This is a genomic window from Streptomyces sp. NPDC001492, assembly GCF_053597275.1.
In genome coordinates this window covers 163,359-185,632 of the sequence record NZ_JBSFHW010000010.1, presented here as the reverse complement: position 1 = coordinate 185,632, position 22,274 = coordinate 163,359, and the positions used below count along the sequence as shown (strand labels likewise).

Genomic DNA, 22,274 nt, shown 5'->3' with positions numbered 1-22,274 from the left:
ACCGAACTGATTCCCAAAACGTGTTCATGGGCAGGGGGGATACGGGATCCTGCAAGCCGCCGGCAGGCACCCCGTGCGGATGTCAGTCCCGGCGGCGATACTTGCTGTGACGGATGACCATGGGGGAGGTCAAAAGTGACACACCCGCCGAAGAGCAGCGCGGCAAGGCCGGGCACCGCCGTGCCCACGATGCCGTCCGTACCGCCTCAGCCGGGCCGGCCCGTTCCCCCCACCCCGACGGGCCCCGCAGTCGTTCCCGACGTCTCCGCACGCCGCACGGCCTTCGCGGAGGGCGTCGACCGGCTGCGCGAGGCCGCGACCACGGAGCCCGGGCGGCTGCGCATCATCGGGGCGTTCCTCGCCCTCCTCGTCGTCGCGTTCGGTGCGGTCACCGCCTGGCAGATGACGGCCCGGGCGACGGCCGCCGAGCAGGTGCTCACCCGCAGCCAGCCGCTCAGCTCCGACGCGGCCGACATCTACCGCTCGCTCGCCGACGCCAACACGGCGGCGGCCAGCGGCTATCTCGCGGGCCCGCAGGAGAAGCCCGAGACGCGGCAGCGGTACGAGGACGGCATCAGGACGGCCGCGGAAAAGCTGGTCACGGCCGCCTCCAGCTCGGACCCGGGGTCCGATTCGGCGAAGACCATCGCCGAGCTCAACAAGCTGCTGCCCCGGTACAAGGGCCTGGTGGAGACGGCCCGGGCCAACAACCGGCAGGGCTACCCGGTGGGCAGCGCGTATCTGCGCGCGGCGAACGAGCAGATGCAGCAGCAGATGCTGCCGAAGGCCGAGGCCCTGTACCAGAAGGAGAACCAGCGGCTGAGTTCCGACTACGCGCACGCGAAGTCCTTCCCGTGGGCGGCGGTCGGCCTCGGTCTGCTCGCCCTCGGCGGGCTGGCCTGGGCCCAGCGCCGCAACTACCTGCGCACCAACCGGGTGTTGAACCACGGTCTGGTCATCGCCTCGGCCGCGTCGGTGGTGGTCCTGCTCTGGCTGGTCGTCGGCCACACGGTCGCCCGCTCGGGGCTGAACGCCTCGTACAACCACGGCGTCCGCTCGCTGAACGTGCTGCACGACGCCCGTATCGCGTCCCTGACGGCCCGCAGTGACGAGAACCTCAGCCTGATCCGCCGCGGCGCCGACACCAAGGTCGTGGGCGGCAATCCGGTGGACGCCTACGCCGCCGGGTACGACGAGCAGATCGGTGAGCTGGCGGCGTCGCTGACCAAGGCCGACGGTCTCGCGGACGACTCGGCGGGCCGCAAACCCGTACAGAACGCGAACGGCTTCATGAAGGTGTGGAAGCAACGGCACGTAGTCGCGCAGGGCTGGAACGACAAGGGTGAGTACCAGCAGGCCCGGGACAAGGTCATCGGCGTCGGCAAGGACCCGACGAGCGAGTGCTTCGACAACATCGACATCGCTCTGGAGACGGCGCTCACGCACGAGCAGGCCGAGTTCAAGCAGGCCGCGGGCGACGGCCGGGACGCGCTGACCGGACTGCCGTACGGGGCCGCGGTCCTCGCGGTGCTGGGGGCGGCCGGCGCGGTCGTCGGCATCGGGCGCAGGCTGTCGGAGTACCGGTGAGAGGGGGCGTGACGATGGATGCACGGCGTCTGGCACAGCGTCTGCGGACCGGTCTCCGCGGCTGGGGCGGGGTCGGCGCGATGGCGGCCCTGTGCGCCCTGGCCCTGGCGTTCGCGCTGCTGCTGCCCCAGACCCAGTCGAGCGGCACGGACGACGCCGCGGGCAGCGGCGGCCCAGGGGTCGCGCAGGGCCTGCAGGCCAGGGCTGCGGCCAAGTGCGACAACCCGCAGGACGGCAGTCTTTCGCCGTCGGGCGGTGACGGCAGCACAGCGATCATCGACAGGATCAAGGCCCGCAAGGACCGGCGCCTGATCGTCGGCATCGACACCAACAGCTACCGCTGGGGCTATCTCAACCCGAACAACACCTCCGGTGCGCCGGAAGGTTTCGACATCGACCTCGTCCACCAGATCGCCAAGGACATCCTGGGCGACCCTGACGCGGTCTCGTTCAAGGCCATCCCGACCAGCCGCCGTATCAAGGCGATTCAGGACGACGAGGTCGACATGGTGGTGCGCACCATGACGATCAACTGCGACCGGATCAAGCAAGTGGCGTTCTCCGCCCCCTACTTCAGGACCGGACAGCAGGTCCTCGCCCCGCGGACCTCGGCGATCACGGGATACAACAGCACCCTCGCCCACAAGAAGATCTGCTCGGCGGACAGTTCGACGGCACTGGACCGGCTGCAGGCGGACAAGGGGAAGGGCACTCTTCCGACCGGCGCGGACATCGGGACGGTGGTCCCCAACCAGCTCGACTGCCTGGTGAAGTTGCAGCTCGGCGAGGTCGACGCGGTCGTCACGGACGGCGCGCTCGCCGCGAGCCAGGCCGCACAGGACCCCACGGTGCAGCTGAAGGGCGGCCTGTTCACCGACGAGTACTACGGCGTGGCGATGAAGCTGGGCTCCCAGGATCTGATACGCCAGGTCAACCGGACCCTGCAGAACTACATCAAGGACGGCGACTGGGCGGCCTCGTACAAGACGTGGCTGCATCCGACCATGGACCAGGGTGGCGAGAAGTCGGCGTCGGCGACCCCTCCCGAAGCCCACTACAAGTGACCGATCATCAACTGACGGACGTACGGCACCACACGACGGAACACGACAGCAGCGAGAGGTGATCGATGGGCGTCACGGACCCCGCCGGGCCGGTGATGGACCGGGACGAGGTGGACCGTGCGCTGGCGCGGCTCGGCGCGGAGCACGAGGCGATCGAGACCTCGCTCCTCGCCCTGCAGGACCACGCGGGCCGCAGACTCCTCGAGGGCGCCGAGCTGACGGGCATCACCAAGGAGCGATGGGCTGCCGCGGAGGCGTCGATCACGCTGCTGTGGGCGTACTTCGACGCGTACACGGACGCGTTGCGCTCCGCCCGGGAGATCCGCTCGCGCCGCCGCTGGTCCAGCCGCGAGGACCTGGTGGAGCTGACGGAGCTGCTGCGCGGCGAGTCCGTCACGGTCGCGGGTTCGACGACGGCCACGGCGAACGCGCCGACGCTGCTGTCCGCCCCGGGCAAGCTCAGCCGGCAGTTCTCCCTGGCCGCCCTGGTCGACCTGATGAACGAGCTGTACGCGTCGAGCCTGGACATGGTGGTCGCGGCCGACGCGGTCTGGTCGGCGCTGCCCGCCCGGATCGATTTACTGGCCGCGGAGCTCCAGCGCACCCGTACGCTCGCCCACTCCGTCGGTGTGCGCCCCGGCGAGCACCCCTCCGGGGACGACCTGGAGCGCATCACCCGCACCCTGACCACCCTGCGCGAGCAGGTGATCTCCGACCCGCTGGCGTACTGGATTCCCGCGCAGGGGAGTTCGGCGCCGGGCGGCGGCCGGCCGGACACCACGGTGTACGACCGGGAGGCGCGCGCCCTGGAGGAGGTGCGCAGGGAGATCGACGCCGTGCTCACCGTCCGGCAGGACGCGGAGCAGCGGCTGGTGAAGCTGCGGGACGTGCTCAGCCGGGCGGACCGCACGCTCGCGGAGGCACGCAACGCGCGCGGGGAGGTTCTCGCGAAGATCGCCGCCACGGAGGTGCCGGTCGTCAGCGGCCCGCCGACCGCGCTGCAGGAGCAGCTGGCGACGGCCGCCGAATACCGCAGACACGCCCAGTGGCACCGCCTGTCCCCGCTCCTGGAGTCCCTGGAGCAGAAGGCGGAGGACGAACTACTGCGCGCCCGCGAGTCGTTGACCGCGGTCACCGCGCCCCTGGCGGTCCGCGCCGAGCTGCGCGGCCGCCTCGACGCGTACAAGGCGAAGGTCGCCCGGCTCGGGTACGCCGAGGACCCGTTCCTGATCGAGCGGTACGACGCGGCGCGCCGCATGCTGTGGAGCGCCCCGTGCGATCTGCGCGTCGCCGAACAGGCCGTGCTGCGCTACCAGCAGGCGGCCGCCGAGGTGCTGGGTGCCCCGCGCGTGCCGCCGCAGGGCGGCCCGCAGGACCGCGGGGGGTCCGGAGCGTGAGCGACAAAGGGGGTACGGCGTCGTCATGAGTGAGGCACAGCAGACCTGCCAACGACCGGACTGCGAGGGCACGTACGAGGACGTGGGCGGCGGCGAGCTGTACTGCGACACCTGCGGTCTGGCGCCCGTCGTGTCGTCGAAGGGCATGGTGGGCTCGCCGGCCACCGGCATCACCGGCGACGGCAAGGGCTCGCAGGACAGCGGCAGTTCGCGGGCCGGCAGCCGAGGCAGCTCGCGTACGTCCTCGCAGTCGTCGAAGTCGAGGCGCTCGGTGTCCGGGCGGCTCTCGCGCTCCCTGTCGGGGAAGTCCACGGGCCGTTCGGTGTCGGTGCGCAGCTCCGGTTCCGGCACCAGCACCGGTTCCCGCGGCCGGCTGGGCGTGGGCCTGGTGCAGGTGCCGGACGTGCCGCGGCCCGATCCGCGCGCGATGGTGCTGGAGAACCCGGAGGTGCCCGAGCGCAAGCGGTTCTGCTCTCGCTCCGACTGCGGGGCGCCGGTGGGCCGGTCACGCGGGGACCGCGCGGGCCGCACCGAGGGCTTCTGCACCAAGTGCGGCAACCCCTACTCCTTCGTCCCGAAGCTGAAGTCGGGTGACGTCGTCCACGGCCAGTACGAGGTCGTCGGCTGTCTGGCGCACGGCGGCCTGGGCTGGGTCTACCTCGCCGTGGACAAGGCGGTCTCCGACCGCTGGGTGGTCCTCAAGGGCCTGCTGGACACCGGTGACCAGGACGCGATGGCGGCGGCGATCTCCGAGCGGCGCTTCCTGGCGGAGATCGAGCACTCCAACATCGTGCGGATCTACAACTTCGTGGAGCACCTGGACCAGCGCACCGGTTCGCTCGACGGCTACATCGTCATGGAGTACGTCGGCGGCAAGTCCCTGAAGGAGATCGCCAACGACCGCCGCACCCCGGACGGCAAGCGGGATCCGCTGCCGGTGGAGCAGGCCTGCGCGTACGGCATCGAGGCGCTGGAGGCGCTCGGCCATCTGCACAGCCGCAACCTGCTGTACTGCGACTTCAAGGTCGACAACGCGATCCAGACCGAGGACCAGCTCAAGCTGATCGACATGGGCGCGGTGCGCAGGATGGACGACGAGGAGTCGGCCATCTACGGCACGGTCGGCTACCAGGCGCCGGAGGTCGCGGAGGTCGGCCCGTCGGTGGCCTCGGACCTGTACACGGTCGCCCGCACCCTGGCCGTCCTGTCCTTCGACTTCCAGGGCTACACGAACGTCTTCGTGGACTCCCTGCCCGACCCCGACAACATCGAGGTCTTCCGCCAGTACGAGTCCTTCTACCGGCTCCTGGTCCGCGCCACCGACCCCGACCCGGCCCGCCGCTTCGCCTCCGCGCAGGAGATGGCGGAGCAGCTGACGGGTGTGCTGCGCGAGGTGGTGTCGTTGCAGACGGGCCGGGCGCGGCCCGCGCTGTCGACGCTGTTCGGACCCGAACTGAAGGTCACGGACACGGAGTTGTTCCCGAAGCTGGAGGGGGACGTGTCACGGCTGGGGGCGCGGGTGGTGTTGCCGCGTAAGGGACAGCAGCCGCAGCTTCCCGCGTCGGCGAACGGCACCGCGGCCCTCGTCAAGCACGTCGACTCCCCCACCGCGGCCCTCGCCCTGCCCGTCCCCCGCGTCGACCCCTCCGACCCGAACGCGGGTTTCCTGGCGGGCCTGATGACGACCGCGCCGGCCGAACTGCTCGGGGCGCTGGCCGCGGCCCCGGCGGCATCGGTCGAGACCCGGCTGAGGCAGATCCGCGCCTGGCTGGAGAACGGCGACTTTGCGACCGCACTCAACGCGCTGCAGACCCTGGAGACCGAGCGGCCCGACGACTGGCGGGTGGTCTGGTACCGGGGCGTGGCCGCGCTGGTGACCGGCGACGAGGAGGGCGCCGCGCTCGCCTTCGACGCGATCTACGACGCGTTCCCCGGCGAAACCGCGCCCAAGCTGGCGCTCGGCCTGTGCGCGGAGGTACTGGGCCAGCTGGACAACGCGGCCGAGTACTACCGGCTGGTGTGGTCGACCGACCCCAGCTATGTGAGCGCCGCGTTCGGTCTGGCCCGCGTGCAGCTCGCGACCGGGGACCGGCGCAGTGCCGTACGGACGCTGGAGTCGGTACCGGAGTCCTCGATCCACTACACGGCCGCGCGGGTGGCGGCCGTACGGGCGCGGCTGCGCGGGCGTACGGCGGCCGCTTCCGACGTACCGTTCCTGGAGGACCTGGGTGCCGCCGCCGGGCAGGTCGAGGCGCTGGACGCGTACGGTCTGGATCCGGCGCGCCGGGAGCAGTTGTCGGCCGAAGTCCTCGGTTGCGCGCTGGACTGGATACTCTCCGGTGGCCAGGTGGTTGCTCCCGCCGCGCAGCGCGTGCTGCTCGGCAGCGACCTGGACGAGCGGGGACTCCGCTTCGGCCTGGAGCGTTCGTACCGCACGCTGGCCCGGCTGGCGCGAGGCGGCGAGGAGAGGATCGACCTGGTGGAACGTGCCAACCGTTACCGCCCCCGGACGTGGGTGTAGTTGATGTCGCAGATGCCCCAGCAGGCCGCCCTGTCGAACTGCCCGAGCTGCGAGTGGCCGCTCGAGTCGGGTGACCGTTTCTGCGGTGCGTGCGGATACGACCTGTCCGTCGTGCCCGCACGGCCGGACGACCATCCGACGATCGCCCTGAACGGCTCGGACCTGCAGCCGGGCGACGGGGATGGTGCGGCCTGGCCCGTCGCCGCCGCTCCGGGCGGCTCCGACACCCCGGCGGCGACCCATCTGCCGACGGACCTGCACGGCACGGACTCGGGCGGCTCCCCGCTGCCGCCGGAGCAGCCCACGGGATCGCCGATGTCCCCGGCCTCCGGTGTGCGCTTCGACCGGCCGCCGCAGCCCGACGAGTACCCGCTGCAGGCCCCGGACCCGCGCGTCGCCTCGCTCGCCGCGCCCGCCGAGGAGGCCAAGCTGTGCGTGGCCTGCCGCGCGGGCCGTGTCGACGACGACGGCTACTGCGAGAACTGCGGGCACGCCCAGCCCCGGGAACGCGACCACATGGAGCAGGAGTCCGGCCCGGTGGCCGCCGTCAGCGACCGAGGCCTGCGCCACCACCGCAACGAGGACGCGTTCGGCATCGGCACCGCCACCCTGCCCGACGGCGCGCCCGCGTCCGTGGCGATCGTCTGCGACGGCGTCTCCTCGGCGACCCGGCCCGACGAGGCCTCGCTCGCCGCCGCCCGCGCCGCGAACGACACGCTGCTCACCGCCCTGCCGCGGGGCACCCACCCGCAGCAGGCCATGCACGACGCGATCGTGGCCGCCTCGCACGCGGTCAACGCCCTGGCCGACGAACCCGCGACCGCCCGCGAGCACTCCCCGCACCAGAACGCGCCCGCCTGCACCATCGTCGGCGCGGTCGTGACGGCCGGGCTGCTGGTCGTGGGCTGGGTCGGCGACAGCCGCGCCTACTGGGTGCCGGTGGACCGCAGTTCGGCTCCGGCCCGCCTCACCGAGGACGACTCGTGGGCCGCGCAGATGGTCTCCGCGGGCCTGATGAGCGAGGCCGAGGCGTACGCCGACGAGCGCGCCCACGCGATCACCGGCTGGCTCGGCGCGGACGCCTACGAACTGGAGCCGCACACGGCTTCCTTCAAGCCGGACCGGCCGGGTGTAGTGGTGGTGTGCACGGACGGACTGTGGAACTACGCGGAGGCGGCCGAGGAGATGGCCGAGGTCGTGCCGACGGATGCCGCCGTACGTCCGCTGCACAGCGCCCGTGTGCTGGTCGGTCACGCCCTGGACGGCGGGGGCCACGACAACGTAACAGTGGCCGTCGTGCCGTTCCCGGCCGTGCCTCAGGGGGCAGGATCGGCCTGAGGCCGTATACGGGGATGCCTCAGCGGACCGGAGGGGACCGGTCCGCATACAGTCGTCGCCCCGCGAACGCGGGGTTTTCGAGGGGGATTTGAGTAGGCATGGCCAATTTCTCGAAGTCCAGCGTGCCGCAGTTCTCGATGGACGTGTACCAGAACGAGTACCTGCCGGAGGGCGGCCGCGAGGTCAACGCCATCGTCACGGTCACCGCCACCGGCGGCGGCACGGTCGGCAGCGCCGTCGCAGCGCCTCACCTCTACGGACCGGGGCGCGGCCCGTCGGCCGGGGTAGCGATCATGGTCGACTGCTCCGGCTCGATGGACTACCCGCCGACCAAGATGCGCAACGCCCGGGACGCGACGGCCGCCGCGATCGACACCCTGCGCGACGGGGTGCACTTCGCGGTGATCGGCGGCACGCACGTCGCCAAGGAGGTCTACCCGGGTGGCGGGCGCCTCGCGGTCGCCGACGCCACCACCCGCGGCCAGGCCAAGGAGGCCCTGCGGAAGCTGAGCGCGGGCGGCGGCACGGCCATCGGCACCTGGCTGAAGCTGGCCGACCGGCTGCTCTCCTCGGACGAGGTCGCCATCCGGCACGGCATCCTGCTCACCGACGGCCGCAACGAGCACGAGTCGCCGGAGGACCTCAAGCGGGCGCTCGCCGAATGTGCCGGACGGTTCACCTGTGACGCACGTGGCGTGGGCACCGACTGGGAAGTGAAAGAAGTCACAGGGATCGCCTCCGCGCTGCTCGGTACCGCCGACATCGTCGCCGACCCTGCCGCCCTCGCCGCCGACTTCACGCAGATGATGGAGAAGGCGATGGGCAAGGAGGTCGCCGACGTCGCTCTGAGGCTGTGGACGCCGGTCGGCACCACCATCAAGTTCGTCAAGCAAGTGGCGCCCACGGTCGAGGAGCTGACCGACCGCCGCACCGAGGCCGGCCCGCGCGCCGGGGACTACCCCACCGGCTCCTGGGGCGACGAGTCCCGTGACTACCACGTATGCGTCGAGGTCCCGGCCGCGGCCCTCGGCCAGGAGATGCTCGCCGCCCGGGTCTCCCTGGTCGTCCCGCAGCCCGACGGCAGCGCGCACAACCTCGGCGCCCAGGGGCTCGTCAGGGCCGTGTGGACCGACGACATGGTGGCTTCCACCTCGATCAACCCCCAGGTCGCCCACTACACGGGGCAGGCCGAACTGGCACAGGCCATCCAACAAGGGCTGGATCTTCGCAAAGCGGGCGATATGGATGGAGCAACGGCCAAACTGGGCCGGGCCGTTCAGCTCGCCAGCGCCTCCGGAAACGCGGATACTGCGAAACTGCTTGCGAAGGTGGTGGACGTGGTCGATGCCGCGACAGGTACTGTGCGACTGAAAGCGAAGGTCGAGGAGGCCGACGAGATGACTCTCGAGACACGGTCGACAAAGACTGTTCGTGTAAAGAAGTGACAGCGACGTCACGTCGCCGTACACATCACACACATCCCAGGACCGAGTAGGACCCTGAAGGAAAGGGGGAAGCGCCGACATGCCGACCTGCCCGAACGGACACCAGTCGGGTTCCGACGACTGGTGCGAGGTCTGCGGTCACCGCATGGCCGGTGCCGTGCCTCCGCCCCCTCCCCCGCCGCCCCCGCCCGGCGGCGGCTACGGCTTCCCGCCGCCCGGCCATGGCCCTCGGCCCGGCGGCCGCCCGCTGTCCACGGTGCCGGACCCCGAGCCGGAGCTCTGCCCGCAGTGCCGCACGCCCCGTGAGGGCGGTGCGCCGTTCTGCGAGGAGTGCCGGTGGAACTTCCTGACGAACACCGCGACCTCGTACACCCCGGCCGCCCCGCGCCCGCCGGCGCCCGGCCCCGGCGGGCCCTTCCAGCAGCAGCCGCCGCCCGGTCCGTCGTACGGCGGCGGCGACTCGTACGAGTACCAGGGCTCACGCCCGTCCCAGATGAACCGCCCGGCGGAGCCGATCCCGCCGAGCCCGTTCGGGAACGAGCCCTCGGGCCCGCCGAGCCCCTTCGGCAACGAGCCCTCCGGTCCGCCGAGCCCCTTCGGTAACGAGCCCTCCGGTCCGCCGAGCCCCTTCGCCGACCGGTCCGGCTTCGGCCCCGACCCGTCGCGTCCGGTCCCGCCGCCGCCCGGCCCCACACCGCACGGTGGCCCCGGCGGCGCCCCGCAGGCGTTCCAGCAGCCAGGTCCGCCGGCCCCGCCCCGCTTCCCGCAGGAGACGGGACGTCCGCCGCAGCAGGGCGGTCCGTCCTACGGCGGCGGTGACGACGACTGGGTGATCTCTCCGCCGTCCGGCGGCCCCGGCGCTCCCGGTGGCCCCGGTCAGAACGGTGGCTACGGCTATCCGCAGCCCGGCTCGACCCAGGCACCCCCGCCCGGCCAGGGCTTCCCGCAGACGCAGGGCGGGCCGGTGACCTGGACGGCGACCATCGGTCCGGACCGCGAGTACTTCATGGCGATGATGCAGCGCTCCGGCCCGGAGGCCGCGGGCCTCAACCTGCCCGCGTACTCGCCGGAGCAGCAGCGCACCCTCAGCGGCAACCAGATCACCATCGGGCGCCGCCGGCACTCCACCGGCGACACCCCCGACATCGACCTGGCGGTGCCGCCGGAGGACCCGGGCGTCTCGCACCAGCATGCGGTGCTCGTGCAGCAGCCGGACGGCAGTTGGGCGGTCGTGGACCAGAACTCGACGAACGGTACGACGGTCAACGGCTCTGATGAGCCGATTCAACCTTTTGTGCCGGTGCCGTTGCAGGATGGGGATCGGGTGCACGTGGGTGCGTGGACGACGATCACTATTCGCCGCGCCCCCTGAAAGCCGTTGATTCATCGGAGGGGCCAGACGTACGGCCCCTCCGAGTCATCCAGCCATGCCCACGCTCGGTCTGTGCCGATGGTGATGCCGTAGCGCTGGCGCTCCGGCTGTTCCTCGTGTTCCCACAGGGCGAAAGCATCCTGTGGGTCGAGGGTGCCGCGGGTCAGGGCCAGGAGGAAGCGGAAGAGTTCGTGGTCCCTGGCACGGCGGGGAATGTCGCCGAGTTGGAGTGACCCCCGCTCGGGGCGGGTCTCGCCGCGCAGGGGCACGAAGTAGGCGGGCGTGTGGAGGAAGCGGCCCTCGGCGTGGGCGGGGTCCCGGACCGTCAGGGCGATCAGGCCCGTCGCGAAGGGCGCCAGGATGCGGGCGCCGGGGTTGCACTGGGCGAGCCAGGCGCGCGGGACCGAGGTCAGGGTGCAGGTGGCGATGATCCGGTCGAAGGGGCCGCGTTCGGGGACTCCGCGGGCGCCGTCGCCGGTGACGACGGCCGGGTGGTGGCCGGCGGCCGCCAGGTGCTGCCGGGCCGACTCGGTGATCTCCGGCTCCAGGTCGACGGTGGTGACCAGGTCGTCGTCGCCGAGCCGGTGGGCCAGCAGGGCGGCGTTGTAGCCGGTGCCCGCGCCGATCTCCAGGACCCGGTTGCCGTCCTCGACCCTCAGCTCGGCCAGCATCTTCGCCATCAGCGACGGCTGGCTGCTGGAGGAGAGCAGCTCGCCGTCGCGCAGCCGGGTGGCCAGCGGGGCGTCCTCGTAGGCCCCGCGCAACCAGCGCTCGCGCGTGCGTGGATCAGGGCTCTCGCCCCAGCGTCGCTCGTAGCCGCCGACGACCCCGACGTAGTAGTACGGCACGAAGAGATGGCGCGGGACCGCAGCGAACGCCTCCCGCCACACCGGGTCGTCGTCCCAGGCCCCGCTCGCGTCGATCTCCCGTACGAGCGCCGCCCGCGCGGTGGCCGCGAGGTCGTCCAATTCCTTGTCGAGAGCAGCTGCGCCCATACGTCCACTGTGCTGCGGGAGGAAGCACGAGGCGAGTACCGACTCCGCCAGATCCGGAATGTCCACTTCCTGGAGGCGGGGCGGGGACCTAAGCCTCAAGTCCTCCGCCGAGCGGTCTGAGACCATGGGAGCGTGAATGAGATTCGGCGCGGCACGCTTCAGGAGCAGACCTTCTACGAGCAGGTCGGCGGGGAGGAGACCTTCCGCCGCCTCGTCCACCGTTTCTACGAGGGGGTGGCCGAGGACCCGGTACTGCGGCCCATGTACCCCGAGGAGGACCTCGGCCCTGCCGAGGAGCGCCTCACGCTGTTCCTGATCCAGTACTGGGGCGGCCCGACGACGTACAGCGACAACCGCGGCCACCCCCGGCTGCGCATGCGTCACGCCCCCTTCACCGTGAACCGCGAGGCGCACGACGCCTGGCTGCGGCACATGCGGGACGCCGTCGACGAGCTCGGCCTGTCCGAGGAGCACGAGCAGCAGCTGTGGAAGTACCTGACCTACGCCGCGGCCTCGATGGTGAACGCCCCGGACTGACCCTGACGACGTTCGGTGCGGTGGCACCGTTCGTCCTGTCACGCGCCCGCGCGCGAGCGGTGACGCGCGGACCGGCGTCACTCGCTGCGGGCCCGCAGAACGCCGCGCAGCGCCCCGACCTGAAGCCCGGCATGCGCGACTGCGTCGCCCTGGAACCGGAGCCGGACCACATCGCCGTACGGCCGGACGGCAGTGAGTGATCACGTGGGATGACCACCGCACCCGTCCGGATGGCTACCGGACGCTGACGTCCAGCGCCCCAAGCCCCGCACGCCGTACGGCGATCGAGCCATACGGCGTACGAAGCCGCAGCCAGGCGCCCGACGAGACCAGCGCCAGGTCCCCGGCACTCTGCGTGGACCGGAGGAACCCGAGCGACTGTGCCGCGTGCGCGGCCCGTACCGGAAGGTGGGTGTCGCCGACCGTCCGGGACCAGATCTCCCGTCCGATGCGGTCGAGCTCGGCGCGTGTGCGCAGCTCGGGTGCCAACTCCCCGGTACGGGAGCGGAATTCGGCGACGGCCGCGCCGACCATGGCGCGCAGCGCGTCGGGCGCGGGCAGCCCGGGCTCGGGCCGCCAGCCGCCGCGCGGCGGGAGGACGCCGGCCCACGGCGGCCCCGTCACCGCCGCCGGAACGCCAGCCGTCGCCGCCGACTCGTCCACCGCCTCCAGGAGTTCACCCGCGGACACGGTCACGTCGAGCGTGACGTCGAGCCCGTTCTCGTAGGGCTTGGCGAGCCGCACCGCGCGGATCGCGAGCACCTCGAAGGACGGCGGCCGCCCGAAGACGGCGAGCGCGGTCCCTGCGGCCTGGAGGCGCACCGCGGCCCCACGGTCGTAGTGGAGCAGCCGCGAGAGGAAGGCCGCGAGGTCCGCCGCCTCCCGCTCGTCGGCAAGGTGGAGCACCGTCATGCGGCGACGGCCTCCTCCTCGGCGTCGTCCCGGTACCCCTCGAGGAACTCCCGCTCCTCGGAGGTGATCCGGCGCGGCCGCTGCGTCTCGAAGTCGAACGGCACGACGACGGTCGAGGCCCGTACATAGACCAGGTCCTCGTCCTTCACCTCGTAGGTGACGGTGAAGGACGCGGCCCTGATCTCGGTGATCCACAGCTCGATGTCCACCGGGTCGGGCCGGTGCACGAGCTGCCGCTTGTAGTCGATCTCATGGCGCGCCACCACGGACCCCTGCTTGGACTCCTTGCCCCGCAGGGACAGGAAGTCGATGCGTGCCTCCTCCAGATACCGGAGGAAGATCGCGTTGTTGACATGGCCGTAGGCATCCATGTCCGACCAGCGCAGGGGGCAGCGGTAGATGTGACGCAAGATCGATCAGCCCCGGGTCAGCTTCTTGTAGGTGGCGCGGTGCGGGCGCGCGGCGTCCGGTCCGAGCCGCTCGATCTTGTTCTTCTCGTACGACTCGAAGTTGCCCTCGAACCAGAACCACTTGGAGTCACCCTCGTAGGCGAGGATGTGCGTGGCCACTCGGTCCAGGAACCACCGGTCGTGGGAGACGACCACGGCCGCGCCCGGGAACTCCAGCAGCGCGTTCTCCAGCGAGCCGAGGGTCTCGACGTCGAGGTCGTTGGTCGGCTCGTCGAGGAGCAGCAGGTTGCCGCCCTGCTTGAGGGTGAGCGCGAGGTTGAGGCGGTTGCGCTCACCACCGGAGAGGACGCCGGCGGGCTTCTGCTGGTCGGGGCCCTTGAAGCCGAAGGCGGACACATACGCCCGGCTCGGCATCTCGACCTGCCCGACATTGATGTAGTCGAGCTCATCGCTGACGACGGCCCAGAGGGTCTTCTTCGGGTCGATGTTCTCGCGGCTCTGGTCGACGTACGAGATCTTGACGGTCTCGCCGACCTTGATGGAGCCGGAGTCCGGGGTCTCCAGACCCTGGATCATCTTGAAGAGGGTGGTCTTGCCGGCGCCGTTCGGGCCGATGACACCGACGATGCCGTTGCGCGGCAGGGTGAAGCTAAGGTCGTCGATGAGGAGCTTGTCGCCGAAGCCCTTGCTGAGGTTGTTGACCTCGACGACGATGCTGCCCAGACGCGGACCCGGCGGGATCTGGATCTCCTCGAAGTCCAGCTTCCGCATCTTGTCGGCCTCGGCGGCCATCTCCTCGTAGCGCGCGAGACGGGCCTTGGACTTGGCCTGACGCCCCTTGGCGTTGGACCGCACCCACTCGAGCTCTTCCTTGAGCCTCTTCGCCCGCTTGGCGTCCTTCTGCCCCTCGACCTTGAGACGGGTCTGCTTGGTCTCGAGGTACTTGGAGTAGTTGCCCTCGTAGCCGTGGAGGCGGCCGCGGTCGACCTCGCAGATCCAGCCGGCGACGTTGTCGAGGAAGTACCGGTCGTGGGTGACGGCCACGATGGTGCCGTCGTACTTGGCGAGGTGCTGCTCCAGCCAGTTCACCGACTCGGCGTCGAGGTGGTTGGTGGGCTCGTCGAGCAGCAGCAGGTCGGGGGCCTCCAGCAGCAGCTTGCAGAGCGCGACGCGGCGCCTCTCACCACCGGAGAGGTTGGTGACGGGCCAGTCGCCCGGGGGGCACCCGAGGGCGTCCATGGCCTGCTCGAGCTGGGCGTCGAGGTCCCACGCGTTCGCATGGTCGAGCTCTTCCTGCAGCTTGCCCATCTCGTCGAGCAGCGCGTCCGAGTAGTCGGTGGCCATCAGCTCGGCGATCTCGTTGAACCGGTCCAGCTTGCCCTTGACCTCGGCGACGCCCTCCTGGACGTTCTCCAGGACGGTCTTGTCCTCGCTGAGCGGCGGCTCCTGGAGCAGGATGCCCACGGTGTAGCCCGGCGACAGGAACGCGTCACCGTTCGACGGCTGCTCCAGCCCCGCCATGATCTTCAGGATGGTCGACTTACCGGCACCGTTCGGACCGACCACACCGATCTTCGCGCCGGGCAGGAAGTTCAGCGAAACATCGTCAAGGATGACCTTGTCGCCGATTGCCTTGCGCGTCTTGCGCATGGTGTAGATGTACTCAGCCAAGAGAAACCGTCCGGCAGCTTGAAATCAGGCAGTGGGCAGATACACCCCATCTTGCCTGACCGCCACCCCTGGGGGGAAACGCGTATGCCCGGGGGGCGGTGACCTGGGGGTTCTCTGCCGGCAGCGATGGCTCGTCTGTCAGTGCCGGTCGCCGCCGGTCGTCCTCGGGCACCCTCGCACCGCCCAGAGACGGCCCAGGAAGCGCTCGGACACTCGCGGCCCCTGGGGCACTGGCCTCCGCCTCTCCGGGCTGAGAGGGTGAGATCGTGACTGATGACGAGGTCGTGGAGACAGTGCGCGCCGCAGCCCGGACGCGAACCCTGCCCCCGCCCGCAGGACCGGACGCCATCGCACAGGCAGAACAAATCATCGGGTTTCGCACGCCTCCGCTCCTGGGGCGTCTGTACAGCGAAGTGGCCAACGGAGGATTCGGACCGGACGACGGCATCCTGGGCGTGAGCGGGGGCCACGCCCAGGGCAACTTCTGCGACATCGCCGAGCTGTACCAGGACGGCCCGGATCCTTCCGGCCGCATTCCCGCGGGTTTGGTGCTGATCTACGACTGGGGTTGCACCATCTGGTCACTGGTCGACTTCCGCGATCCTGCGGGCCAGATGTGGTGCAACCACGAGGGAGAGCTCTGGGCCCAAGGGATCACCCTCGCGGAGTGGCTGATCGGCACGTCGGCAGGAACGCTGACGGTGGACACGCTGCTCGACACTCAGCCCGCCATCGAGCGCCTTCAGTAGCCCGTCTGCTGACCACCGGTCCCGCTGACCAGCGGGGCAGAAGAAGCCTACGGCTCTGACCAGTTCAGATGCCGTGGGCTTCTGTCGTCGTTGGTTGACGTCGGCTGGCCTCGTGCGGGCTTGCTCGGGCGCGGTCTCGCTCGCTGTTGCGGACCGCCACATCCGCCAACACCTTACGTTGCAACCCAACGACACCGAGGAGGCGCAGCGCAGTGGCGGAGGGCTTGAAGTGGATTGGGCAGCACACATTCGACAAGCCGGCGGCTGACGGGATGCTCGGCGGGATCTCCATGACCGCGGTGCGCGGTGTCCCGGTCCGGGATCTGCTGCTCAGGCTGGGCGCGGACGAGGAGGAGATATCGAGCGCTACGCCGTACCGGGACTTCCCCCCGACCCGGGACGCACCCTGCATGTACGGCACGTCCGGTGAGTGGGCATTCGTTCTGGAAGACCGAGGATCGTGCACCTGGTGCGCATGGTTCTTCGAGGACGAGGACAAGGTGACTCCCACGGCCGGGGAGGAGCTGATCTGCCTGAACGCGAACGTAGCGGTCAACCCGAGCTATTTCGTATACGCGCCCGGCGACGGGAACGCATACCTGAACAACTTCGGCGACGATCTGACGGGTCGCCCTCATGCGGTAGAAGGCAGCAAGCTGGCTGCCCTGGGCGAGGGCCTGAGAGCCGCCGGGGCGACCTGCCCGGAGGGCTGCACCGTCCCACAATGGCATGACCTTCTCGACACGCAGGAGGGTGGTCTGCGCGGCGTAGTGTGGCAGGCCGTCGGCGACATCCTGGGTATCCGCATCGCCCGAGCAGACGTGGAACAGGGGTGCTTGCCCGCAGCCAGGCTGACCGGCCCCTATCGCTGGGACTGATCCGGTTCAGGCTGGCGTTCTGCTGCACGGGCCTGTGCCCGGCCCAGAGACGGCCCAAGCCGCCTGACACGGCCCCTCATCGGCAGGAAAACCGCTGGTGAGGGGCTGTTTCATGCCCTGCGGTGCAAGTAACACCCCTCGGGCGTCGGGGGTGATCACGCTCCGGGGTGTTGGTGGGGCTGGTGCGGCTGGGCGTGGGGGTGGCCGCCAGGAGCGCCTGTGGCCTGGGCCTGGAGCTGTTCGGCCTGTTCCTTGGTCACCTTCTGTTCCGTGCCGCAGAAGGTGCACTGCGTGGCGTACCTCGTGGAGATGGGGAACAGCGGCACGAAGAACAGCGTGAACTTCGTGACACGCTTCCTGAGCGTGTGCGCGGCAGGGTTGCCGCAGCCTCCGCACACCAGCGTGAGTATCGCGAGCTGGTACAGGTATCCCCTGGTGCCAAAGATGATCACGAGATCGGCCCTTCTCGGGTCGTTGTCCGCCGCCGGGTGGAAGGCGCTGACCGAGATCTTCTCGCAGATTCACCCCCTCGGCGCCATGGTGACTGTCAGCGGTCGCCGTTCGCCCTGGGCAGCCGCTGGGCCAACAGCAGGGCAGCCGCGGCCGTCACCCCGACCGCTCCCGCCGACCGGAAGGCACGGGAGGAACGCCAGGACAGCACCGACCACCGGGACTGCGCGGACAGCAGCGATCCCGTGCTCAGCCAGGACCCCGCCGAGATCAGCGACAGCGCAGAGCCGATCGACCCGACGGAGAGCGCGCTCCCGATCGACCCGACGGACAGGGCCGAGCCGACGGACCCGATGGACAGCACCGACCCCACCGAGCCGATCGACAGCACCGAGTCCTGCGACCACAGGGACAGCACCGACCCCGAGGGGGTGGACGGCACAAGCGATACGGATGACTTCGTCATGAGGCCATCCTGCCCATCGATCGGGCCTGGCTCCACGCATGTGGCCCAACCGGCGTGGGAAGAGCGTGAGTTGGGCAGGCGTCCTTGCCCTCGGCGCCCGCGCTTCCTCCGAGTCTCAGTCCTGCGTCGGCGCGTTCTTCTTTCCTACGAGGACCAGGGCCGCGCCGCCGATCACCACGAGGGCGATGGCGATGCCCGCGATCAGCGGGGTCATGGTGGAGCCGCCGGTGGCGGCGAGGTTGGTGTCGTCCGCTGTGCCGCCCACCGTGGCGGGGCTCGGTTCGCTGAGGATCTGGGTCGCGTTGCCGGTCTCGGAGGTCTGGGTCCTGCAGTCGAGGATGCCGGTGAAGCGCTTCTGGAGGCCGGCTGGGCCCGTGATCGTGAAGTCGTAGGGCTGGTCTTCCTGCAGGGGGATCGTCACCGTGCGGGACTCGCCTGCCGGGATGCTGTGCTCGATGCCCATCAGCTCGAAGGTGTACGCCTCGTCGCCCTGGTTGGCAGCGGTGATGTCCACGCCCTCCTTGGCGCAGTTCCGCGCGGCGGAGAGGGCCGGTATGGCGCCCTTCTTCGCCCAGGTCGCACCCGCCGCCGCGGAGACCGTCGACTCGCTGGAGCCGGCCAGGATCTGGGTCTGGCTGCGGGTGTCGGAGGCGAAGGCGCGACCCACGGGCACGGTGGTCGAGGCCTGCACGGTGAGCTCGGCCGAGCCGTCGGCCGCGTGCTCGGGCACGTCGAAGAAGAGCTGGCTGCCGTCGACCGCGGAGGTGAGGGGCTTGCCGTCCTTGCCGACGATCCTCACCCCGGTGGTCGCCGCGTTCGCCGGCGGCGTCACGGTCACACCCGCCGCGTTGGTGTGCACGGTCACCGGGCCGAGCAGCTCGCCGGGGTGGCCGGAGACGGCGGGCGGGTCCAGCGTCAGCGACGCCTGGGGCTCCGCCATGTCGACCGCGCTTTTCTGCAGGTAGTCCGCCAGCTTCTCGGCCTGCGGGTCGACGGCGTCGACGTCGGCGTGGTCCGAGTAGCGCCAGATGGCCACCTGGGTGCCGGCTGCCGCGTCCTGCTCGGTCAGGCCGCCCTGGACGCCCGCCTTCGCCGCGAGCGCCGCGAGGTCGTTGACCTGCGGGTAGGAGTTCTGCAGGATCCAGCGGATCCGGCCGGCGTTCTTGTTGGCGCCCAGCGAGGTGCCGCTCCAGGCGGTCTCGTGGTATTTGGCGTCCCGCTGGGTGGGGTTGTGGATGTCGACGCAGTACGTCTGCAGGGTGCCGCCGCCGTCGACGGACATCTCGAACAGGCCCGCCCAGACCTGCTGGTCGCCGGTCTTCTCGTGGATCACGGCGGTGCCGTACGTCTTGAGGCCGCCTATGGTGGCGGTCGCCCCGCCCTGGCTGTGTGCCGTCTCCTTCGCGGTGGCCGTGCCGGCTCCGGTGAGCACCCCGACAGCCACAAGACCGGACACCAGCGTCGCGGCGGCGAGACGGACGGCCCCTCGCCTGCGCGCGGACGGCGCAGAGAAAGAAGAAAACACCAAATTCCCCTTCGAGCAGGACCATTGACGTGGGGGGTGTGGTCCCACCAGCAGAATCAGAAGCCCCGAGAGCTATGCCGGGCATCCTATGGACGCGGCGCACCACGCTTGCCGGTCATACCGTCGGACAAGCGATCCGACTCGGAATCGTTATCGCCAAGACGGCCCATGAGCAGGGCTTATCGACAAATCCACCGGACCGTTCGGAACGCATTCGCCGATAAGCCGCAGTACGGCCAGCTCGGGGCAGTGCCTGACATCACGTCACCGCAGCCGGCTCCGGCTCCCGTTGGGGCGAGTCGGTCGCCGAACCGCCGGGCGGGGTCTCCCAGTTGGGCTCGGGCTGCTGGGGCGCAGCAGCGGCCGGCTCGGGTTCCGGCCTGCCCGGCCGCCGGAAGGCCGAGGTTCCCCGCGTGAGGTCGTGGCCGATCGCCACGGCCTCCAGATCCGCCGAGGCCCATTTCTGCCCCTCACGCACTTCCTGACGCACCTTGAGCCTGCCCTGCACGATGACGGGATCGCCCACGTCGAGTGAGGCCGTCACGTTCGTGGCCAACTGCCGCCTGGCCCACACCGTGAAGAAGTTGGTGTGGCCGTCGGTCCACTCGTTCTTCTCGCGGTCCAGATAGCGCGTGGTCACCGCGAGCCGGAAGCGCGCCGACGGCCCCGACGCCAGATCCCGGAACACCGGCTTCGTCGCCACGTTCCCCACGGCGCAGATGATCGTCTCGTTCATCACGACCCCCTCCCTCGCCCGGCCGCCGGGGCCGGGCGGACATGCCTACGGGCCCGTCCCGTACGGCTGCCTCTGCCACGGCGACCGCGTCCCTCGCGATCGCCGCACCGCCAGACTGCCTGTGCCGGGCCGAGCCCGCCGGGCCCTGTGGACCGTCCCCCGCCTGTGGAAAACTCCGTCACCCGGACGAGTGAGTCCAGATGGACCCCGAAGAGTGATCATCTACAGAAAGGTCCACCGTCACCCTCCGGGAGCCGCCGCATCCTCCGGGAGCCACCGCCCCGTCCGGGTGTCACCGCCCCGTCCGGGTGTCACTCCCCGCCCCGATGTCACCGGGGCCCGGTCCCCACCCCCGTCACCCGCCCGAACTGCTCCCGCACCTCGCGGTAGCGCAGCAGCTCCGCCGCCACCGGGTCCAGCACCCTGGCCCGGCCGCACCCGGCGGCCGCCTCCCGCAATCGCCGTTCCGCGTCGGTGCCGTAGCGCCGAGCCGGTCCGCGCGCCGCCATCCGGCAGCTCCACTCGACGATCGGGCCGCCGATGATGCCGGCCGCCATCAGCAGCACCGGCACCCCGAGGTTCGGCGCCATGAACCCGATGATCTGCCCCAGCAGCCACAGTCCGCCCACGACTTGAAGGAGCGTCATGGAGACCTGGGCCATGACGGCCAACGGCCACCAGCCCGGCCGCGGTGGCCGGCCCGGCGGCAGCCCCGCCCGTACCGCCAGGTCGTCGAGCGCCTCGGGCAGCCCGTGGGAGCCGCGTACGGCCGCCTCGCGCACCGCCTGGGCCCAGGGCGCGGGCAGCCCGGTAGAGGCCCGGTCAGCGAGCGTCCGCACCGCCTGCTCGACGCGCTGGCGTGCCGTGACCTCCTCGTCCGTCTGGGTCGGCAACGGCACCCGCCCGGTGGTCGCCTCGGACCGGTCGCGGTACCACCGCCACAGCCGCAGCCAGGGCGTTCCACAGGCGCGGTTGGCGTTGCGCAGCCAGGCGCGCTCGGCCGCCTCGCCCGCGGCGGAGGCTCCCACCGCGTCCGCGAGCCGGGCGGAGAACTCGTCCCGCGCCTCCTCGCTCAGGCCGGTCCGCCGCCGTGCCGCGTAGAGGGGCCGCAGCTCCGCCGCGGCCGCGTCGAGATCGGCCGAAATTCGCCGTGCCGGAGCGCCGCGTTCCGCCACGAACTGCCCAAGTGCCTCACGCAGTTCACCGACGCCGTCCCCGGTGAGAGCGGACAGCGCGAGCACGGTGGCACCGGGATCGCCGTACTCGCCCAGTGCGATCCCGTCCTCGTCGAGCAGCCGCCGCAGGTCGTCGAGGACCTGGTGGGTGGCCTCGCCGGGCAGCCGGTCGGTCTGGTTGAGGACGACGAACATGACCTCCGCATGCCCCGCCATGGGCCGCAGATAGCGTTCGTGGAGGATGGCGTCGGCGTACTTCTCGGGGTCGACGACCCAGATGACGGCGTCGACGAGGGCCAGGACCCGGTCCACCTGCTCGCGGTGCTGTACGGCCGCCGAGTCGTGGTCGGGCAGGTCGACCAGGACCAGCCCGCGCAGTTGCGCCTCGGTCTCGGGGTTCTGCAGCGGGCGCCGTCGCAGCCGGGGCGGGATGCCGAGCCGCTCGATCAGGCTCGCCGCGCCGTCGCTCCAGCTGCACGCGATGGGAGTCGCGGTGGTGGGCCGCCGTACGCCGGTCTCCGAAATGGGCACCCCGGCCAGGGCGTTGAACAGCTGCGACTTGCCGCTGCCCGTCGCGCCCGCGATGGCGACGACGGTGTGCTGCCCGGAGAGCCTGCGCCGCGCCGCCGCCTCGTCGAGCACCCGTCCGGCCTCGGCGAGCGTCTGGCCGTCCAGCCGGGTGCGGGAGAGCCCCACGAGTTCCCGCAGTGCGTCGAGCCGCGACCGCAGGGGGCGGTCGTAGGTGAGCGGGACCGCCGGCTGGACGCTGAGCGCCCGTGTCTCCGCCACCGGGGCATGCTCGGACCCGGTGTTCTCCTCGGTGGCGCGCCGTGCGATCAGCCCGTCGTCCCAGGCGCTCGCGGAGTCGGCCCGACGGGAGGCGCCGACGTCCACCACGCGCGCGTGGCCGCCTTTGTCACGTACGCCGGACTCCCGCCCCCCGGGGCCCTGCTTCGGCGCTCCGTCGCCTCCCGGCAGGCCCTTGGCGCTCTCTTCGGGGTGCTCGGCCCGGCCCGTGTGGTCCTCGTCTGTGACGGCAGTCACCG

General features: G+C 71.0%; 20 protein-coding genes. 11 read left to right on the top strand and 9 right to left on the bottom strand.

Annotated elements, in window-relative coordinates:
* The first annotated feature begins 135 nt into the window (after positions 1 to 135).
* From ACWC1K_RS15820 to ACWC1K_RS15790, 7 genes are all read left to right on the top strand, one after another.
* Entirely contained in the window at positions 136 to 1,587 is a 1,452-nt protein-coding gene (locus ACWC1K_RS15820; protein WP_450831733.1) for a hypothetical protein, read from the top strand.
* 14 nt (positions 1,588 to 1,601) lie between these two features.
* A complete protein-coding gene (locus ACWC1K_RS15815) occupies positions 1,602 to 2,651 on the top strand; it encodes a glutamate ABC transporter substrate-binding protein (RefSeq protein ID WP_450831731.1) in 1,050 nt (349 codons plus the stop codon).
* Positions 2,652 to 2,716: 65 nt separating this feature from the next.
* Positions 2,717 to 4,048: a hypothetical protein gene (locus ACWC1K_RS15810; protein ID WP_450831729.1), complete on the top strand. Its 1,332-nt coding sequence runs from the start codon at positions 2,717 to 2,719 to the stop codon at positions 4,046 to 4,048.
* A gap of 25 nt (positions 4,049 to 4,073) precedes the next feature.
* Positions 4,074 to 6,569, top strand: a complete 2,496-nt coding sequence (locus ACWC1K_RS15805) for a tetratricopeptide repeat protein (protein WP_450831727.1) — start codon at positions 4,074 to 4,076, stop codon at positions 6,567 to 6,569.
* 3 nt (positions 6,570 to 6,572) lie between these two features.
* Positions 6,573 to 7,907: a PP2C family serine/threonine-protein phosphatase gene (locus tag ACWC1K_RS15800; protein WP_450831725.1), complete on the top strand. Its 1,335-nt coding sequence runs from the start codon at positions 6,573 to 6,575 to the stop codon at positions 7,905 to 7,907.
* Between the two features lie 98 nt (positions 7,908 to 8,005).
* Entirely contained in the window at positions 8,006 to 9,352 is a 1,347-nt protein-coding gene (locus ACWC1K_RS15795) for a vWA domain-containing protein (protein ID WP_450831723.1), read from the top strand.
* Positions 9,353 to 9,431: 79 nt separating this feature from the next.
* Entirely contained in the window at positions 9,432 to 10,724 is a 1,293-nt protein-coding gene (locus ACWC1K_RS15790; RefSeq protein ID WP_450831721.1) for an FHA domain-containing protein, read from the top strand.
* Between the two features lie 11 nt (positions 10,725 to 10,735).
* Here the strand turns inward: ACWC1K_RS15790 and ACWC1K_RS15785 are convergent, their stop codons facing one another.
* Positions 10,736 to 11,719 (bottom strand): methyltransferase domain-containing protein, encoded by a 984-nt coding sequence (locus ACWC1K_RS15785; protein ID WP_450831719.1) that lies wholly within the window; start codon positions 11,717 to 11,719, stop codon positions 10,736 to 10,738.
* A gap of 132 nt (positions 11,720 to 11,851) precedes the next feature.
* Here ACWC1K_RS15785 and ACWC1K_RS15780 point away from each other — a divergent pair, with 132 nt between their 5' ends.
* Together ACWC1K_RS15780 and ACWC1K_RS15775 are read left to right on the top strand one after the other, a co-directional pair.
* On the top strand, positions 11,852 to 12,256 hold the full coding sequence (locus ACWC1K_RS15780) for a globin (RefSeq protein ID WP_351474861.1): 405 nt from the start codon (positions 11,852 to 11,854) through the stop codon (positions 12,254 to 12,256).
* A 20-nt stretch (positions 12,257 to 12,276) separates the two neighbouring features.
* Positions 12,277 to 12,456 (top strand): hypothetical protein, encoded by a 180-nt coding sequence (locus tag ACWC1K_RS15775; RefSeq protein ID WP_450831717.1) that lies wholly within the window; start codon positions 12,277 to 12,279, stop codon positions 12,454 to 12,456.
* 34 nt (positions 12,457 to 12,490) lie between these two features.
* On the opposite strand, the gene ACWC1K_RS15770 is transcribed toward ACWC1K_RS15775, so the two are convergent.
* The 3 genes from ACWC1K_RS15770 to ettA are packed head-to-tail and all read right to left on the bottom strand — an operon-like array spanning position 12,491 to position 15,249.
* The gene (locus tag ACWC1K_RS15770; RefSeq protein ID WP_450831715.1) at positions 12,491 to 13,168 is read right to left on the bottom strand and encodes a hypothetical protein; all 678 of its coding nucleotides are present in this window, start codon (positions 13,166 to 13,168) and stop codon (positions 12,491 to 12,493) included.
* Positions 13,165 to 13,578 (bottom strand): acyl-CoA thioesterase, encoded by a 414-nt coding sequence (locus tag ACWC1K_RS15765; protein ID WP_351474866.1) that lies wholly within the window; start codon positions 13,576 to 13,578, stop codon positions 13,165 to 13,167. The genes ACWC1K_RS15770 and ACWC1K_RS15765 overlap by 4 nt, the downstream gene beginning before the upstream one ends.
* 6 nt (positions 13,579 to 13,584) lie before the next feature.
* Positions 13,585 to 15,249, bottom strand: coding sequence for an energy-dependent translational throttle protein EttA (gene ettA / locus ACWC1K_RS15760; RefSeq protein ID WP_097264247.1), 1,665 nt, complete (start codon positions 15,247 to 15,249; stop codon positions 13,585 to 13,587).
* Positions 15,250 to 15,515: 266 nt separating this feature from the next.
* On the opposite strand from ettA, the gene ACWC1K_RS15755 reads away from it, so the two are divergent.
* A complete protein-coding gene (locus ACWC1K_RS15755; protein ID WP_450831713.1) occupies positions 15,516 to 15,998 on the top strand; it encodes a hypothetical protein in 483 nt (160 codons plus the stop codon).
* Positions 15,999 to 16,210: 212 nt separating this feature from the next.
* Positions 16,211 to 16,876: a hypothetical protein gene (locus tag ACWC1K_RS15750; RefSeq protein WP_450831711.1), complete on the top strand. Its 666-nt coding sequence runs from the start codon at positions 16,211 to 16,213 to the stop codon at positions 16,874 to 16,876.
* Between the two features lie 155 nt (positions 16,877 to 17,031).
* On the opposite strand, the gene ACWC1K_RS15745 is transcribed toward ACWC1K_RS15750, so the two are convergent.
* From ACWC1K_RS15745 to ACWC1K_RS15725, 5 genes are all read right to left on the bottom strand, one after another.
* A complete protein-coding gene (locus tag ACWC1K_RS15745; RefSeq protein WP_450831709.1) occupies positions 17,032 to 17,328 on the bottom strand; it encodes a zinc-ribbon domain-containing protein in 297 nt (98 codons plus the stop codon).
* A 95-nt stretch (positions 17,329 to 17,423) separates the two neighbouring features.
* Positions 17,424 to 17,792 (bottom strand): hypothetical protein, encoded by a 369-nt coding sequence (locus ACWC1K_RS15740; RefSeq protein ID WP_450831707.1) that lies wholly within the window; start codon positions 17,790 to 17,792, stop codon positions 17,424 to 17,426.
* A 115-nt stretch (positions 17,793 to 17,907) separates the two neighbouring features.
* Positions 17,908 to 19,317, bottom strand: a complete 1,410-nt coding sequence (locus ACWC1K_RS15735) for a Cys-Gln thioester bond-forming surface protein (protein WP_450831705.1) — start codon at positions 19,315 to 19,317, stop codon at positions 17,908 to 17,910.
* A 259-nt stretch (positions 19,318 to 19,576) separates the two neighbouring features.
* Positions 19,577 to 20,053, bottom strand: coding sequence for a single-stranded DNA-binding protein (locus tag ACWC1K_RS15730; protein WP_450831703.1), 477 nt, complete (start codon positions 20,051 to 20,053; stop codon positions 19,577 to 19,579).
* Positions 20,054 to 20,382: 329 nt separating this feature from the next.
* On the bottom strand, positions 20,383 to 22,272 hold the full coding sequence (locus ACWC1K_RS15725; protein ID WP_450831701.1) for a YfjP family GTPase: 1,890 nt from the start codon (positions 22,270 to 22,272) through the stop codon (positions 20,383 to 20,385).
* Between the last annotated feature and the right edge of the window lie 2 nt (positions 22,273 to 22,274).

Coding starts and splice junctions, on each gene's coding strand:
- ACWC1K_RS15815 (WP_450831731.1), top strand. CDS start 1,602: ATGGATGCACGGCGTCTGGCACAGCGTCTGCGGACCGGTCTCCGCGGC.
- ACWC1K_RS15810 (WP_450831729.1), top strand. CDS start 2,717: ATGGGCGTCACGGACCCCGCCGGGCCGGTGATGGACCGGGACGAGGTG.
- ACWC1K_RS15805 (WP_450831727.1), top strand. CDS start 4,074: ATGAGTGAGGCACAGCAGACCTGCCAACGACCGGACTGCGAGGGCACG.
- ACWC1K_RS15800 (WP_450831725.1), top strand. CDS start 6,573: ATGTCGCAGATGCCCCAGCAGGCCGCCCTGTCGAACTGCCCGAGCTGC.
- ACWC1K_RS15795 (WP_450831723.1), top strand. CDS start 8,006: ATGGCCAATTTCTCGAAGTCCAGCGTGCCGCAGTTCTCGATGGACGTG.
- ACWC1K_RS15790 (WP_450831721.1), top strand. CDS start 9,432: ATGCCGACCTGCCCGAACGGACACCAGTCGGGTTCCGACGACTGGTGC.
- ACWC1K_RS15785 (WP_450831719.1), bottom strand. CDS start 11,719: ATGGGCGCAGCTGCTCTCGACAAGGAATTGGACGACCTCGCGGCCACC.
- ACWC1K_RS15770 (WP_450831715.1), bottom strand. CDS start 13,168: ATGACGGTGCTCCACCTTGCCGACGAGCGGGAGGCGGCGGACCTCGCG.
- ACWC1K_RS15740 (WP_450831707.1), bottom strand. CDS start 17,792: ATGACGAAGTCATCCGTATCGCTTGTGCCGTCCACCCCCTCGGGGTCG.
- ACWC1K_RS15730 (WP_450831703.1), bottom strand. CDS start 20,053: ATGAACGAGACGATCATCTGCGCCGTGGGGAACGTGGCGACGAAGCCG.